Source organism: Veronia pacifica (genome assembly GCF_001707825.1).
Classification (GTDB): Bacteria; Pseudomonadota; Gammaproteobacteria; order Enterobacterales; family Vibrionaceae; genus Veronia; species Veronia pacifica.
Window position 1 is genome coordinate 1 of the sequence record NZ_LYBM01000019.1, and the last position, 15106, is coordinate 15106.

Here is a 15106-nt window from a genome sequence, read left to right on the forward strand (position 1 = left end):
ATCAGGTTAAGTGTCGCACTTCAAACTTGAAGCTAGGAATTTTACCCACTGAGCTGCTTAATGCTCGAAATAACTTTATGGGCTTCCTCTTTCATTAACTGATACTTTTTTGAGTACTCATCGCACTTTTCTTTAGATTTGGAATTATTACATTTGGCTCTGCCTGCCTTTTTGCCAGTAAACTCGAACCACTCTTCTTTAGGATCATTAATAAGCCTCTCTCCTTTGTAGGATATTGAGACTTCAGGATGGTTTGATTTGATCACATCTTCTGGTAAATGAGCTCGAACATCATCTCGAGGCAAAGGAATTGAAGAATAGGAAAACCGAGTAAATGGCCCCCAGTCTGCTCCATCAACATTAGGTAATGCGACTTCCATAAGAGCATACTCTTCTGCTGCTAACATATTCCAAGTCAATTTAATCTTTTTTAGCTTTTCTAAAGCCAAAACTGGCAAAAGAGCTGGATATGAAGACTTATTAATTATTTGACCAAATGAAAGCACTTCTAGGTTTGGTAGTCCTTTAAGAAAGTTGAAATCAGAAATGGGTTGCTTCCAATCAAGTGTTCCGTCTATACGCAAATATCTGAGGCTTTCTATACCAGCCAGACCATCAAACTCTTTAACTCTGCGGAGGTTTTCCATGTGCAAAGAGCGGAGTTTTGTTAATGATTGCAACGGTGACAAATCCGAGAAACCTGAGACATACTCTAAAACCAATTCTTCTATATTTACCAACGAGCTAATAAAATCTATATCTTTCGGTCTTGCATGAGTGATTCTTAATCTTTTTAGCACCGTAAGTTTTGAGATTGACTGAAGTTGTTCCTTGGTAGGCTCGTAAAGAGTTAATTCTTCCAGATTTGGCAGTGTAAAAATTCTCTCCCAGTTTTCATCATCACTACCAATAGTAACTATTGTAATTTCTTTACTTCCAGCAGGAACATCTCCAATCGCGTAAGCATAACGCTCTCTATTTGACACTACTGTCCAATAGTCACGATCTAAGAAGTCTCCAAAATGATGCTTCATACTTTGCTCATATATTTATAACAGTGCTATATACCCCAAAGTGTCCAATATAATTCCTACGATTTGTCCAATATAATTCATGGGTGAAATTTGCGATCGTCTGCACACACCGAACCCTCTGGCGTGAAGAGAATTGTCCAAAATCCTTTGCGGGAAAAAACACCAAAATGGGAAATATGAATTATATTGGACAAATAGGCTGACATGGGTATTTGCACAGTATTACTTTATGGGCTAGTTACCCCATCTCACACAACGATTATCGAGAAATTCTTCATCCAAATTGACGGTCAATTTTGGATAAAGTCTTCTCATGTAAAACCTCTGTATTAGACTCGCATAGTGCTTTTGTACTAACTCAATTTTGGGCGGTTTCGAGTTACGCCAGACAAGCTGGCGCGGATTTGGAAATAAATATGTTAGCGACTTTACTATGTTAGAAAACTTTGAATAATTACAGACCTGGCAAAGTAAAAAAATACCGTCAGCTATATTATCTACTGTATCAAGAAGGCAGCATATCCTCTGGGAAATCACCATTTTTTAATTGTTTGATAAGAACATCACCAAGCTCTCTCGTACATAAATAAGTTTCATCAATTTTATGGTCAACACTTTGCCTGCCAATCAAGAATTTATTAAGGAAATCGACCAAAAGCGGATCTTTCTTTTCTTTAACTTTACCGTCTTCCAAATATAGAAAAATGTCACTTGTTATATCATATTGATCTTTACTTGGTGATGCTTTAAAAAAGAGAATATTTGTTTCATGATATTTTATCATGAAATTTTTAATAAGTTTTTCTTCATCAGATTTATATCCAAAAATAATTTTATCTACTGCGTTTATGATGCCTTCTTCTATACGCTTATAGTCCTCCTCATCATCATTTGTGTCTGCAAGTACTAAACGAAACTCCTCCTCATGTTGCCAAGCTTTTTCCTTTTGAAACATAATTTTCAAGAATATAGGCATTGGCTCGTATATAGTTTTACCTTCGACCGAAATAATCCGACCCGAAAGTGACTCGTTAATGTTAGCGTTTAGTGGAGTATCGCTATATGTCACAGAGTCAGCCCAGTGCGTATTTGTTAAACGAATCAGTTCTATTGGGTTATACCCAACACAAAAGCCTCTGTGTTTATCAGAATAAAGTCCCCACATTAGATTACTGTGGCAATTTTTTGAAGTAGAGTATATGAACTGTTTCTTAACTGTATCAATTAAACCTCTTCTTTCATCAGACTCAAATCCAGGGTATATCTCACCATCAAAAACATCATTAAAAGTCCGTCCAAGACTGAATTGTAAGCTCTTACCAAAATACTTTTCAAACGCTTCAACAGGCTCATATTTATAAAGAAATGCAGGTAAAGGACCTATATACAAAATAATATTCCTAATCTTCATTTTCAAATTATCCAAAGATTAGAATATCACTGAAAAAATGACATTATCAATACTTTTATTTATTGATTTAATACTTTTTATTTTCAAACCAAAATTCCGCGAGCATATACGGAGTAAGGCGAGATTCTAATCTGAATAGATTTTAACAAAATCACTTTTTATCGATACTCACCAGACCAGCCTGACTTCCTACGTTTTTTCGCCAAGCTATCAGTACCGGCTAGCTTCCAGTATGTGAACTATAGATATTGCCTAGAGTTTTAGTATGACTACGGTGCTCTCGAAAAGAGTAAATTTCATCCTAATCACGGTCCAAACGAGATGGTTACACCCATTAATCGGATTAGGCTTTGTAGTGAAAATCAACACCCTTTGATTTTTTCGAGCACTTAATCTAATTGATTTCAGGATATAAACGATTTATGGCACCAAGCCAAATCATTTTTGGGCGATTTCGAGTTACACCAGACAAGCTGGCGCAAATTTGGACAATTTCGATTTAGAGCAAAGAATCCAGCATTTGAGTTTGCTCACAGATATACAAATTTGATTATGTGGCTATTTACCTAGATCCTCAGTGAGAGGCAAGTGGCTTAAAAACCAGTAAGCCACTTTTTGAGTTTGCTTTTTATTCAAATCATTTTTTCAGACGAAACCATAATTGTGCAAGCATTACCAAAAGAAATGAAAGATTCATCGAACCGCCACCTGAATAGCCACCGATTTACTAGACACTTTTTAGCTTTTCTTTGTACTGCTTTTCATACTCTACAGGTGACATTTGATCATTGGAACTGTGCCGACGTTTTACGTTATAGAACATCTCAATATATTCAAAGATATCCACCCGTGCCTCTTCTCTTGTTGAGTAGGTTTTTCGCTTGATACATTCTCGCTTTAACAACTGGAAGCAGCTTTCAGCAACGGCATTGTCATGACAGTTATCTTTTCTACGCATACTGGCTTCTAAGTCATGTTGCGACAAAAAGTTGTCCCAGTCATGGCTGGTATATTGACTTCCTTGGTCTGAATGAACGAGTATCTTATCGATTGGCGAGCGACGCCAAATGGCCATCAACAAAGCATCCAATGCCAATTCTTTCGTTATTCGGCTTTTCATCGACCAACCAATCACACGCCTTGAGAACAAATCAATGACAACGGCCAGATACAACCAGCCCTCATGCGTCTTAATGTACGTAATGTCTGTCACCAATGACTTATTGGGCTCTGTAGGATTGAACGCTCGTGCCAGTTTGTTGGCGGCGACAATATTTTCAGACCCTCCACGGGAACGAGGCTTTCTATATCCTCGTTGAGACGTCAATCCCTCCTGCTTCATCAAACGATGAACGAGATTAATTCCACAGGACTCTCCGTCATCTCGTAAGTCGCTGTAAATTTTCCGGTAGCCATAGACGCCACCAGACTCAAGCCAGAACTGTTTTATGCGTCCGAGAAGATACTTCCGCCGCCGCTCCTGATGGCAATCAGGGTGTTGAACCCAAGCGTAATAACCACTGGGATGAATGTCGAGGACGTGACACATCAACCTGACAGGCCAAATCGCTTGGTGAGCACGGATAAAGGCGTACCTCAGTCGGACTGGCTTGCGAAGTACACCGCGGCTTTTTTTAATATATCGCGCTCTTCTGTGACGCGTTTTAGCTCTTTTTTGAGGCGCCGAATTTCGTCGCTTTCATCTGACTTGGCTTGATGATGAGAAGCCTCAGGCCCATAGCGTTTTATCCACGCATAAAGGCTGTGTGTTGTTGTCCCTAGACGATTGGCAACGTCAGCAAGACTGTGGCCTTTTTCGGTGACCTGTTTTACCGCTTCGATTTTGAATTCTTCTGGAAATCTCTTACCGCTCATAAACACCTCTCTGTTAGTCATCATGTCTAACTCAAGTGTGTCTATCAAGTCAGTGGCTATTCAGAGAGAATTAACTAACTCAATCTCTCCATGAGCCGTATAGACATCGAAAATATCTTGATTTTCTGCTACTTCTTGATTGATTTTATTTATTAGCTGACTCTTTTTTGCAATCTTTTGTGGTTTTTATTTCTTTGGAAATGTCGTGGAATGATTTCAAATCTATTGCGCAGTGTTGAATCTCATGGCGATATACTTGCTCTACTCCTAAAAGGTATCCTTCTTCTTTTAGGTGATATCATTATCAAAATTTGGCACCTCTAAATAAGCTAAATCAACAAACTTGGCTTCATATCCAAGTTCGTAAATTTTACAGATGCACAGTTTCGCAGGTTGAATGAGTTGCTTTTTTTTAAAGACCCGATCGCATGAATAGTCACTATAGTTGCTCGAAATTGACTCATATCACGTTAATGGTGATTAATTATTGTGCTTGCTTTTTGTTCGGTTAAACATGAATTTAAAAAATATACTGATTTAATTATATTTTATTAATTATGAAATCGAAGGCCAATGAAGCCTAATCTTACCCATTCATATTTTATTAAAACAGGTAAAATCCATGTTCTCCGTTATTGTTGAAATTATTTCAAAAATAAAAAATGATCCATCTCTGATAAAAATAGCGACTCCAGAAAGCCACCTGATTGAAGACCTTAATTTGGATTCGCTGGATATTATTGATTTTTTATTAGAACTTGAAGTTGCATTTGATCTGAAGTTTGATTTTGACAAAATCGACTTCTCAATGATGGAAAGTATTCATGCACTGCAGGCGTTTATTGAACAAGAAAAAGAAAGGTCTGCAACCGCATGAGTGTGAGAACGCTGTGGGCGTGTTTCAATGCCGAATCGTTGTGGAAAAGCGCGTGCTTCACGTCATTGCCCTCTTTTACCCATGAAGCACAAGATCGACAGCATCATTTTCTGGATGAAATACTGGTACCGCAGCAACCCGGTGACCGCATATTAACCTTAGTCAAACCCGATTCATCGTTGTCGTCTTATCATCAGAGCATCGGCGCTGGTTTTTATCGAGAGTCGCTGTGTGAAGATTTACAGAGTTGGGAAGAAAACGGTGCACCGAACTGGAGAAGTCTACCTGTTCCCTGCGGGTTGATTTCTGAAACGATGTCGCAGGGCAAACAAAGCCCGTTTGCCAATGTCCCCAGTGCTTATCAGGGGGTCTTCAGCTCCGATCATCTGCCTGACTATCAAGATGTCGTGAAAGTAAACGACAAGCGTTACGCCGTTGATTGTTGTCATCGGCTCGGTATCAAAAGCTATGGGACGAACTTACAGTCGTCTTCATGCCTCGCGGCGCTTGAAACGCATTCACTTCCCTTGATTCTGAAGGAACCATTTGGTGTGTCAGGCAAAGGCAGCTTAGTGATCAAACATCCCGCAATCCTTGCCAGAATCTGCGATCACCTGAAAAAACAAATGCAACATGGCAAACAGTTAGCATTAACGGTCGAGCCATTTCTTGAGAAAGCGTTGGATTTTTCGAGCCAATGGAAAATCAGTGAGGATGGTACGGTCACGTTTATCTCATATAGCGAGATCCTCAATGAACACTTAAAATTTTCCGGGGTGAGACAGCCATCATCGGCGCTGATTGAACGCATCGAGTCCGTCGGTTACCGCGCGCAACTTGAACCGCTGCTTGCAACAATGTTTAAGGACGGTTACTGGGGAGCGGTTTGCATTGATTCGATGCTGCTGCAAGACGGCACAGTTGTCCCTGTGGTTGAAATCAATGCCCGTGAGTCAATGGGAAGCCTTGCCCACCGTTGGTTTGAATGCCTTGAACTCCCATCGGAAGCGCTCTTTCAGCAGTACACCATCAAATACGATGCACCGATTGATATGGGTGCGCTTCTCAACACCCTGAATGAAATGAATGCTTTGTACAACAAAGGCATGAAAAGCGGCGTCATTCCTCTGAACAGCCTTTGTTTACAAGCACCTGACAACGGTGAGCCCAATAATATGGGACGCTGTTATATGATCAGTCTGGGTTTATCAGCGGCAGCGGTATCTGAGGTGTTAACCGAGGCATTTCAGTCACAGGGTGCGATGGTTCAATGAATCGATCAACTTTGGTGATTTTAACCGCATGCAGTGGCCTCGGTAGCTTTATTCCTGCTGTCAACTTATCTAAATGGCTACAAATGCAAGGTCATCAGGTGAGTTTTCATGCAATAGAGCAGCTCTATACCCCCGAAGCACTCCAGCGTTTTTTGAGAACACAGGCTCAATGTCAGAAGGACTTACGTACCGCGATTCTGACACAGCGGTGGCTATCTCACAGCCCTCAGTCCATTGAAGGGGCCATTGATGACATCAAGCTAGAAAATTTGCTGTCGTTATGGCAGCAAAATGAGGTACGTCGGTTTATTGTTTTCAGCGGGTTCTGGACGCTATTGCTCAACCGCCGCTTCGCATCATTGAGGACGGATCCTGCACTTCAAATAGATGCAATACATCTGGATGTTGGCCGCTCTCTTTCCTGGGCTCAGGCTTCTGAACTTGGGCTGAATCATCAATGGTTGTTGGATCCCGGCCACACACAAGATCTGATTCCTCCGCCACCAGTGACCCCCTGGGCGCAGCGCAATCACAGGATCGCAGTACATGGCGGTGGGTGGCATATGGGCCATGTTGAGCAATATTATCCCAAATTAAGAGAGCAATATGTGTTGTTGATCCGTGGCGGACTGGATGCGACGGACAGCGATCATCAAATTTTGTCTGATCCTGACTGGAAGCCCTGGTCCCATGGATGTGTTGATGGCGGACAATTTCCGCCTCAACGCCTGAAGACAAGCAGCGGGACGCTCTCACAGTCGACGACAGTGACATCCCTATTCCAGCAACAGCTGTCAAAATCATTAGCTTTGGTTTCCAAACCCGGTGGTGCAAGCCTGATTGATAGTTTTGCTACGTGTACGCCACTTGTCCTGTTACCGCCGTTCGGTGACTACGAAAAAGAGAATGGCCAGTGTTGGTTAGAGAGAGGATTTGCGGTGACGTTTGAGACCTGGGAAGCCAGTCGTTTTTCAATGTCTGTGATCGAACAGTGTCACCGAAATTTGCGTATGGCAAGCCGCCACCGATCAATTTACGGAGAACGATATGAAAACAAAAACCTCACGGAAACTAGATGAAGGTGGTTTTTCTCGTCTCACAGCAAGAGCGAAACAAATTGCCTCAACCCGCCGCGGTTTAAAAGAGCGCCCCGACTGGGCTGCGGAGGTGCCACAGCAGGTGGGCATCAAAATGAACAATCATTGCAATTTGCGTTGTAAACATTGTTTTGAATGGAATGATGATGGTTATCACCACCAACTGAGTAAATCAGAACGTGGTGATGAAGTGTCACTTGCGATCGTCAAAAAATTGCTGAAATCGACAGAAGTATCGAATGCACCGTTCTATTTATGGGGCGGTGAGCCATTAATGTATCGAAATATGAAAGGCTTAATGGATCTCTTAGAGCAAGATCCGAGATGGGTCACCATTTGCACTAACGGACTGTTAATTGATAAACATTTGGATGAGTTGAAACGGATTGATGATCATTTAGCACTGCTGATCAGTCTGGATGGCCTTGAGGAAGACAACGACGCGATACGGGGCAAAGGGGTTTTTAAGCGGGTACAACAGACCATTGAAAATCTGCTGAGACTGAGAGAGGAAAATCAATTTGCCGGGAAAATATCACTGTGCTTAACCATCAGTGACCATACCATTGGCAAACTTTATGATTTCGTCTCCTACTTTTCTCATTTAGGTATCGATAGTATTTATATGGTTTTCCCTTGGTATATCCCGAAAAATGTTGCCGAGGAGATGGATGTTTGGGTCAGGGAAAACTTGCCCTGGAAACAGAAAAAGCTGGCGGCGACCAATGAATATAGCTGGCATGGATATACCTACCATATCTCTCCGGAAAATATTCCAGCGCTGCTGAAAGATATTCAGCGAATTACTGATGAAACATGGGCGTGCCGGGTCCGATTTCATCCCAATTTAGATGAAAGTGAAGTGGAAAGGTTTGTCAAAGGCAGTACACACCCCGCTGAAAATAAAACGTTTTGCACCGCCATTCGGAATCGCTTGGACGTATTACCCAATGGGGACGTTTCCAGTTGCAAGTTTTTTCCGGAGCTGGATGTCGGCAATTTACAACTGATTCCACTCAAAGACGTTTGGCACGGACAAGCCTACCAAGCCTTTCGTAAGCAACTTCATTGCGGGCTGATGCCTGTTTGTTCTAAATGCACACTACTTTATAGCACTGGGTAAGGGATTTAAATGTCAGAGACATCCACTATTACTGTTGTACAACGGCCAAAATCAAACACCAATATCCTTCAGAACAAGTTACCTGTCTGGGTCACGCTCCAGCTCACGGACGCTTGTAACCTGCGATGTAAAATGTGTTACGAGTGGGGTGAAAACGGTGCCTATCATGGGCGAAAACTATCAAAGCTGGACAAGGATGTTGTCCTTCGTGTCATTGATGAATGTTTGCCCGTCAAACCGTATTTTGCACTCTTTGGCGGTGAACCGATGATGTATCCACATTTCGAAGATGTGGTGGGAAGAATTCGTCATGGCGACGCACGGGTTGATGTTCCGACCAATGGAACTTTCTTAAAGCGCAAAGCGGAATCTTTGATCGAAATACCGCCCAACCGATTGTGGGTGTCACTGGATGGACCAGAGGAGATAAACGACGCTCAGCGTGGCGAAAATGTTTACAAGAAGGTTCAGGAGGGTGTTGAAACCTTATTCGATCTGAGAGAAACAAAAGGACTGAAAGAACCTAAAATTGGCTACACATTTATCGTGACACCCTTGACCCACCTCTACATCCAAGGTTTTTTTGAGAATTGCCTGAATTTAGAAATGGTCGACCATATCAGTATTGAGTTTCAAACGTTGCAACGGCCAATGAGCATGAAAAACATCTCAATCTATTTAAACGCTTATTTGGTGTTCAGGAAACGCCGTGTGCTGCTGGCATGATCGACGATGCCCGTAAATTTGAAATGATGGATTTCAAGGCGATTGAATCACAAATCAGTTGGGTGGAAAAAGAATGTAAAAAACGCGATATCTATTTTGTTTGTTACCCAAAAACAATTGCCAGCGATAACTACAAGGCCTATTTCACCAAGCAATATGAAGATTTGACTGATAAAAGAGATAAATGCTTCTTTCCCTGGATATATATGGAAGTTGCCTCCAACGGTGGCGTGACACCCTGCCATACGTTTTATGACGTCCCGCTAGGTAATGTGAATGAACAATCGGTGTCTGAGATTTGGAATGGTCGTGTGATGAGGAACTTCCGGCAAAAGCTAAGAGGGGAGGGCGGTTTATTCCCTATTTGTGGTTCCTGCGCCCGTTATTATGCGGATCCAAATAAGAGGTAGATATGAGTTATATTTCAGTAAAATCGCTCAGTAAGAGTTTTCCCTATTACAGAAAAGCATCGGGTCTGAAAGCATCGATAAAAAATTTATGGTCCCGTGAGGAACATTATAAAGAGGTTGTCAAATCACTTTCCTTTGACATCGAGCAAGGTGAGATCGTCGCGTTTATTGGTCCGAATGGTGCTGGAAAAACCACGACAATGAAAATGCTCTCGGGTATTTTGCACCCGACCTCGGGTCAGGCAACTATCATGGGGTATACGCCTTGGGAGCGTCAAAAGTCTTTCAAGATGCGTTTTTCAATTGTGATGGGGCAGAAGCAACAACTGTGGTCGGATCTGCCTGCCATTGACAGCTTTGAATTGAACAAACGAATTTATGAGATTGAGGAGACAGCTTTTAATAACACTCTGGGAGAACTGAGTGAGATTTTGAATGTTCGTCACTTGCTCGACATACAGGTGAGACGGTTATCATTAGGCGAACGCATGAAGATGGAACTGATTGCAGCGATGCTTCATCGACCGGACGTCATTTTTCTCGATGAGCCGACGCTGGGTCTGGATTTTCTCTCCCAACGGGCGATTTTATCTTTCCTGAAAACTCTCTCTCAAGAGCGTCAAACCACCATGTTACTGACCAGTCACAACATGGTGGATATTTCTACTCTCTGCGATCGGGCGCTGGTGATTCAAAACGGCGGGTTAGTTTATAGTGGTGAGCTAAATGACCTGAATACCGTCGTCGGCGCTAAGCGTCATTTACACATTTATACCCACTCACCAGTATCGCCATCAGACTTCAAAGCGTACGGGGAAATCGTTCAGTCCGGACCGAACGAGATCATCATTGAAGTGAGTAAACCAGAGTCAAATGCAATCCTATCCAAAATTTTAACCCAAGCCGATGTCGCGGATATCAACATTAAAGAGCCCCCTTTAGACGATAGTTTGCAACGCCTGTATACCACCATGAAGGTATCCGCATGAGTAAGTACATTTTCATTATCAAGATGGGACTGCAAATGTCCCTAACCTATCGGCTGAATTATGTGATCAGTATACTTTCTTCGGCCTTTCCCATTTTATTGCAAGTGATGTTATGGCATGCCGTGTTCTCCTATACAGGAGCGGAGAAGGTTTACGGCTATACCTATCCTGAAATGATGGCTTATACCTTGTTTGCACTGCTGATTGGCCAGGCATTACGTACCGGGTTTGAATATGAGGTGGCAACCGACATTAAAGACGGTGGCCTCAACCGATTTTTGATCCAGCCTTTGTCGTATCTGGGCTATCGTTTGACCGCGTATCTGGGAAACAACATCAGCTACTTTCTGGTCACGCTCGTTTTGATCGGACTGTGTGGCATTGGCTTAACTTATTGGCTCGATATGACGTTCGAACTGAAATCCTTTTTATGTCTGCTCCTGGTCCTGTGTGCGGCATTCATGATTCAGTTTTTCCTCTTCTATATGGTGGGCCTTGTCGCTTTTTGGGCCCACGAAGTCTGGGGTGTGTTTGAATCGGTCCGTATCGTTGGGTTGGTGTTGTCTGGGGGGATTTTTCCACTCACTGTGTTTGGTGAAACGGGCATGCAGATCCTGAGCTACCTGCCATTCCAATATGTGATCTTCTTTCCGATCGAAGTGGTGCTGGGGCGTGTCTCAGATGCTGAAGTCCTTCATGGTTTTATGCTTCAGCTTTTTGGGTCGGCGTGTTGTGGGGAGTCTCACGGCTCGTCTGGCAACGTGGTTGCAAAAGCTTCATCGCATTAGGAGGTTAATATGTGGCAAGACCTGATGAAGCACGTCAAAATCTACGGCTTCTTGCTGAAAATAAACGCGATGCGTCAGTTAGAATACCGACTCAACATTGCTCTGAACATCATGGTAGAAATGGGGTATTTGCTCGTTAAATTGATTTATGCCTACGTGATCCACGATACCGGTGTACACATCGCAGGGCTTTCGCCTGACAGCATCTACCTGTTCATTGGCACCTACATGCTCATGACCGTCTTCTTTGTCAGCATGCTGCAATTTAACATCGTTGTTTTTGACCAGCAGATCCGTGATGGTGACTTCGACCTGATTCTAACCAAGCCGATTTCATCACAGTTTATGGCGACGTTAAAGCATGTCGATACCTGGATCTCCATCCCCAATGTGATCGTTGGTATCGGACTGATCGCCTATGGTTGGCAAGCGTCTGATGTCCCTGTGTCTGTCGGGAATATTTTAGGCTTTATGGCTTATGTTGCCCTGGGTATTGTGACGATGTACGGGTTGTTTGTTTTGCCGCTGTTGCTGGCATTCAAATTTAAAAACATCGCTGCACTGCAGAGCTTTTATTGGGCGATGTGGGACTTCAATAACCTGCCGCACAAAATTCACTTCCGCCCGGTTCAGCTGATCGGCGCTGTTGTTTTCCCGTTGTTCTTGATCACCAACTGGTCACCTCTATTCATTCTCGATCAACTGTCAATGATTGAAATGATGTGGGGAGTGGCTGCGCCCATCATGCTTTTTTGTTTGACCCGGCTGATGTGGAAAAAAGCGCTTCGCCATTATGAAAGTGCGACCAGTTAAAGGAGCTGATTGATGTTTGATTTAACCGACAAAACCATTTTAATCACCGGCAGTTGTAAGGGAATTGGACTTGCGATGGCGAAAGCATTGCATCATCAGGGCGCTCATGTGGCAGTGACGGCACGTGAAACTGACAACTATCCAGATCTCATGCAGCATTTTGTGTCAGACCCTGAGCGGGTCCTGTTGCTGAACTGCGATATAGCGTCTGAAACATCAATTCAGCGTACCGTACAGTCTGTTGTGAATTGGAGGGGACAAATCAATGGCTGTATCGCCAATGCAGGTGAACGAGGCTCTGGGACGCCAGTGACAGAGCTGTCAGTGGATCGCTGGCAGCAAAATATCAACACGAATCTGAACGGCACATTTCTGACGTTGAAGTATGCAGCTCAGGCCATGAAACAACAAAATGTCGGGGGACGCTTAGCTGCAACCGCCAGTGTGGCTGCGCTCAAAGGGAACGCCGGGTTTGCCGACTATGGTGCCAGTAAAGCGGCAATTACCGCACTGAGTCGTTCGCTGGCCGTTGAACTGGCGGCGGACAGGATCACGGTCAACTGTATTCTTCCCGGCTGGGTGGAAACAGATATGAATGCGGATGTGCTTGCAGACAGAAGGCAATATGAATCAATTAAACGTTTACGCATTCCCATGGGATATTGGGCCAAACCTGAAGACATTGCGCCAGCCGCCGTTTACTTGATGTCAGCTGAAAGTGGCTATCAAACCGGTGACGCACTCACCATTGACGGTGGCTATTCCATTTTTTGAGGGCCCATAAAAGATGTCACAACACCTGATTCAATCACTGCCAGTTTCCAAGTTTAAATTTGATAAAAATACTTTTGAGTTACCACCCGATTGCTTTGTTTTTGGATTGTACACCCTAGCCAAAATGGCACACGGTGTTCCACCTATCGCGTTGCTTTTTGCGGAACACAGCTTTTCATATTGGGATGATCATCATACCAGCGAGCAAATCATTGACCCCATGACGGAGTTCACTCGATTTGGATTTTTCAGGCATCATCAAGACCCCTATCTGATGGTCACCCCCGATGGTGTTTATGGCGAAATGGCCGATCTGTTGTCAGAGCGCTGTGGTATTTCTATTGATGTCCTGCCTTTTACGGATTTTGACCGACTGCTTCGACATATCCGCGATCAATTTGACCAAGGATCACCAGTCTTGGTGGATTTCAATATGGGTTATATTCCATCCCGGCATCAGTACAAGATCATACTGGAATACGAGCACACCATATTCCTGACGCAGTTCGATCACGCGACACAAGCATTTCTGATCAGCGACCAAGATGTCGTGGATGACCCTGTGCCACTGGACGACTTTAAAGCCTGCTTTCATGCACTGATCAAGATGAAAGGAACCTTCAACTGTTACCAAGTCACAATTGACAGAGAAAAAAACGCAGGGCTGACGCTGGCGCAAATCAAACTGGATGTTCAAAAAAATGTTGATAATCTCACGACAGATCATCCAGCGCTTGGCATACAGGCCGTTAGGTGTTACCTCCAAGCGATGGAGAGAATGAACTGCGATAACAAGACATTCTACACGTTTGGCACCTGGGTTTTTCCTACCCAGAGAAGGCTTCAGATGCGCTGGTGCAAGATCGCTGGGAAAACGCTGACGGAGCCGGAACAGCAAAACGCACTGGGTCAGTTGGAATCGCATCTGACGGCAACACTGAGAAAGTGGAGTGAGTATGCCATGCTTGAAAAATTAATCCGAAAGACAGACCGTATCAGCCCTGAGAAACTAGTGAAGAAGGGAATTGAAGCCGCAACGCTTGAACTTGAGAGTGCAAAGCTTTGGGTCAACCTGCAATATACGCTGTGAATAGCCGCCGAATCAGTAGACACCTTTGTACCCTTTTTTGCTGAAATTTTCGCCAGACTATCTGGCACCATTTTGGGCGGTTTTGAGTTACGCCAGACGAGCTGGCGCTGATTTGAACAAGTTCAAAGGGTAGCCTCAGGACCACTCTAAAACCCATACTTTCTTTTTTATAGCTGGCTTACTTGCAGTTTGACTTTACGATACTCAATTTTTCAATATCGCCAACTTCAATAAAAGGCAAAGCATGTTTGGCAATTGTGCTTCGAAAAACTAGGCCAAACTCCATAACTTTAGGGTTATGCATATTGCCGGACGAAAGAAATGCAGCTTTAGATACTTCAGGATGATTATCTACTAAGTCTTTCATCGTGCGGCTTGCGATTCCAAGAACATCAAAGCTCCATTGGTTAGACAAACTGTGGTGAGTATGGAAATAAACACGCCTGTCAGCATAGTGGGGGCCACAATGCCTACCATAACCCAAGGTATAGATAACTTGCACGGTCAGCACAGTAGTCAACACTGACAAAAAAACATAGATCGACACTCTAATCATTTTAGCGACAACGTCCATTGTTCGGCTGGTATGGAGCACAGAGGATAATAAGCCTTATAACACGCACTTTTTGTACGTTTACACTACGTCTCTTATTATTCGACTAAACCACAAACGTGAGTCGAAAGGAAGTGGGGGGCATTAGCTATGGGCTTTATAAATGCCATATTCAGATAATACTCTCCATCCCAAACCAAGTCAGGCTCATGTATAACTCGTGTACAAAGCCATTTAGCGGCGGCTTCGGGTTATGTGAGACGAGCGAGTAC

At 43.4% G+C, this 15106-nt stretch carries 15 protein-coding genes; 11 read left to right on the forward strand and 4 right to left on the reverse strand.

Translation table 11 applies throughout. The features are described from left to right. Positions 1–41 precede the first annotated feature (41 nt). From A8L45_RS11465 to A8L45_RS11475, 3 genes are all read right to left on the reverse strand, one after another. Positions 42–1034, reverse strand: a complete 993-nt coding sequence (locus A8L45_RS11465) for a leucine-rich repeat domain-containing protein (protein ID WP_068902364.1) — start codon at positions 1032–1034, stop codon at positions 42–44. 505 nt (positions 1035–1539) lie between these two features. Continuing rightward, positions 1540–2445, reverse strand: coding sequence for a DUF2971 domain-containing protein (locus A8L45_RS11470; RefSeq protein WP_068902366.1), 906 nt, complete (start codon positions 2443–2445; stop codon positions 1540–1542). Positions 2446–3172: 727 nt separating this feature from the next. Next, a protein-coding gene (locus A8L45_RS11475) for an IS3 family transposase (protein ID WP_139122369.1) occupies positions 3173–4320 on the reverse strand; the annotation gives its coding sequence in 2 pieces (ribosomal slippage) (positions 3173–4083 and positions 4083–4320; 1149 coding nt in all). A gap of 622 nt (positions 4321–4942) precedes the next feature. On the opposite strand from A8L45_RS11475, the gene A8L45_RS11485 reads away from it, so the two are divergent. The 11 genes from A8L45_RS11485 to A8L45_RS11535 are packed head-to-tail and all read left to right on the forward strand — an operon-like array spanning position 4943 to position 14281. Further along, the gene (locus tag A8L45_RS11485) at positions 4943–5197 is read left to right on the forward strand and encodes a phosphopantetheine-binding protein (RefSeq protein ID WP_068902370.1); all 255 of its coding nucleotides are present in this window, start codon (positions 4943–4945) and stop codon (positions 5195–5197) included. Beyond that, on the forward strand, positions 5194–6471 hold the full coding sequence (locus A8L45_RS11490) for an ATP-grasp domain-containing protein (protein WP_068902372.1): 1278 nt from the start codon (positions 5194–5196) through the stop codon (positions 6469–6471). Before A8L45_RS11485 ends, A8L45_RS11490 begins: the two co-directional genes overlap by 4 nt. Continuing rightward, positions 6468–7550 carry a hypothetical protein gene (locus A8L45_RS11495; protein WP_068902374.1) on the forward strand — a complete coding sequence of 361 codons (1083 nt, stop codon included), beginning with the start codon at positions 6468–6470 and terminating at the stop codon, positions 7548–7550. Before A8L45_RS11490 ends, A8L45_RS11495 begins: the two co-directional genes overlap by 4 nt. Then, the gene (locus A8L45_RS11500) at positions 7519–8691 is read left to right on the forward strand and encodes a radical SAM protein (RefSeq protein WP_068902376.1); all 1173 of its coding nucleotides are present in this window, start codon (positions 7519–7521) and stop codon (positions 8689–8691) included. The genes A8L45_RS11495 and A8L45_RS11500 overlap by 32 nt, the downstream gene beginning before the upstream one ends. Before the next feature lie 9 nt (positions 8692–8700). After that, on the forward strand, positions 8701–9417 hold the full coding sequence (locus tag A8L45_RS11505) for a radical SAM protein (RefSeq protein WP_068902378.1): 717 nt from the start codon (positions 8701–8703) through the stop codon (positions 9415–9417). After that, a complete protein-coding gene (locus tag A8L45_RS11510; RefSeq protein WP_068902381.1) occupies positions 9414–9827 on the forward strand; it encodes an SPASM domain-containing protein in 414 nt (137 codons plus the stop codon). The genes A8L45_RS11505 and A8L45_RS11510 overlap by 4 nt, the downstream gene beginning before the upstream one ends. Positions 9828–9829: 2 nt before the next feature. Next, a complete protein-coding gene (locus tag A8L45_RS11515; RefSeq protein ID WP_068902384.1) occupies positions 9830–10816 on the forward strand; it encodes an ABC transporter ATP-binding protein in 987 nt (328 codons plus the stop codon). Further along, positions 10813–11604, forward strand: coding sequence for an ABC transporter permease (locus A8L45_RS11520; protein WP_068902385.1), 792 nt, complete (start codon positions 10813–10815; stop codon positions 11602–11604). The genes A8L45_RS11515 and A8L45_RS11520 overlap by 4 nt, the downstream gene beginning before the upstream one ends. A gap of 9 nt (positions 11605–11613) precedes the next feature. Next, the gene (locus tag A8L45_RS11525; RefSeq protein ID WP_068902387.1) at positions 11614–12417 is read left to right on the forward strand and encodes an ABC transporter permease; all 804 of its coding nucleotides are present in this window, start codon (positions 11614–11616) and stop codon (positions 12415–12417) included. Positions 12418–12429: 12 nt separating this feature from the next. After that, positions 12430–13191, forward strand: a complete 762-nt coding sequence (locus A8L45_RS11530) for an SDR family NAD(P)-dependent oxidoreductase (protein WP_068902389.1) — start codon at positions 12430–12432, stop codon at positions 13189–13191. 13 nt (positions 13192–13204) lie between these two features. After that, entirely contained in the window at positions 13205–14281 is a 1077-nt protein-coding gene (locus A8L45_RS11535; protein WP_068902392.1) for a BtrH N-terminal domain-containing protein, read from the forward strand. Positions 14282–14459: 178 nt separating this feature from the next. On the opposite strand, the gene A8L45_RS11540 is transcribed toward A8L45_RS11535, so the two are convergent. Continuing rightward, complete coding sequence (locus A8L45_RS11540; protein ID WP_068902394.1) at positions 14460–14855, reverse strand: hypothetical protein; 396 nt, start codon at positions 14853–14855, stop codon at positions 14460–14462. Positions 14856–15106 lie beyond the last annotated feature (251 nt).

What these genes read in the sequence shown, in the direction of transcription:
- A8L45_RS11465 (WP_068902364.1), bottom strand. Translation starts at nt 1,034, where the DNA reads ATGAAGCATCATTTTGGAGACTTCTTAGATCGTGACTATTGGACAGTA.
- A8L45_RS11470 (WP_068902366.1), bottom strand. Translation starts at nt 2,445, where the DNA reads ATGAAGATTAGGAATATTATTTTGTATATAGGTCCTTTACCTGCATTT.
- A8L45_RS11485 (WP_068902370.1), top strand. Translation starts at nt 4,943, where the DNA reads ATGTTCTCCGTTATTGTTGAAATTATTTCAAAAATAAAAAATGATCCA.
- A8L45_RS11490 (WP_068902372.1), top strand. Translation starts at nt 5,194, where the DNA reads ATGAGTGTGAGAACGCTGTGGGCGTGTTTCAATGCCGAATCGTTGTGG.
- A8L45_RS11495 (WP_068902374.1), top strand. Translation starts at nt 6,468, where the DNA reads ATGAATCGATCAACTTTGGTGATTTTAACCGCATGCAGTGGCCTCGGT.
- A8L45_RS11500 (WP_068902376.1), top strand. Translation starts at nt 7,519, where the DNA reads ATGAAAACAAAAACCTCACGGAAACTAGATGAAGGTGGTTTTTCTCGT.
- A8L45_RS11505 (WP_068902378.1), top strand. Translation starts at nt 8,701, where the DNA reads ATGTCAGAGACATCCACTATTACTGTTGTACAACGGCCAAAATCAAAC.
- A8L45_RS11510 (WP_068902381.1), top strand. Translation starts at nt 9,414, where the DNA reads ATGATCGACGATGCCCGTAAATTTGAAATGATGGATTTCAAGGCGATT.
- A8L45_RS11515 (WP_068902384.1), top strand. Translation starts at nt 9,830, where the DNA reads ATGAGTTATATTTCAGTAAAATCGCTCAGTAAGAGTTTTCCCTATTAC.
- A8L45_RS11520 (WP_068902385.1), top strand. Translation starts at nt 10,813, where the DNA reads ATGAGTAAGTACATTTTCATTATCAAGATGGGACTGCAAATGTCCCTA.
- A8L45_RS11525 (WP_068902387.1), top strand. Translation starts at nt 11,614, where the DNA reads ATGTGGCAAGACCTGATGAAGCACGTCAAAATCTACGGCTTCTTGCTG.
- A8L45_RS11530 (WP_068902389.1), top strand. Translation starts at nt 12,430, where the DNA reads ATGTTTGATTTAACCGACAAAACCATTTTAATCACCGGCAGTTGTAAG.
- A8L45_RS11535 (WP_068902392.1), top strand. Translation starts at nt 13,205, where the DNA reads ATGTCACAACACCTGATTCAATCACTGCCAGTTTCCAAGTTTAAATTT.
- A8L45_RS11540 (WP_068902394.1), bottom strand. Translation starts at nt 14,855, where the DNA reads ATGGACGTTGTCGCTAAAATGATTAGAGTGTCGATCTATGTTTTTTTG.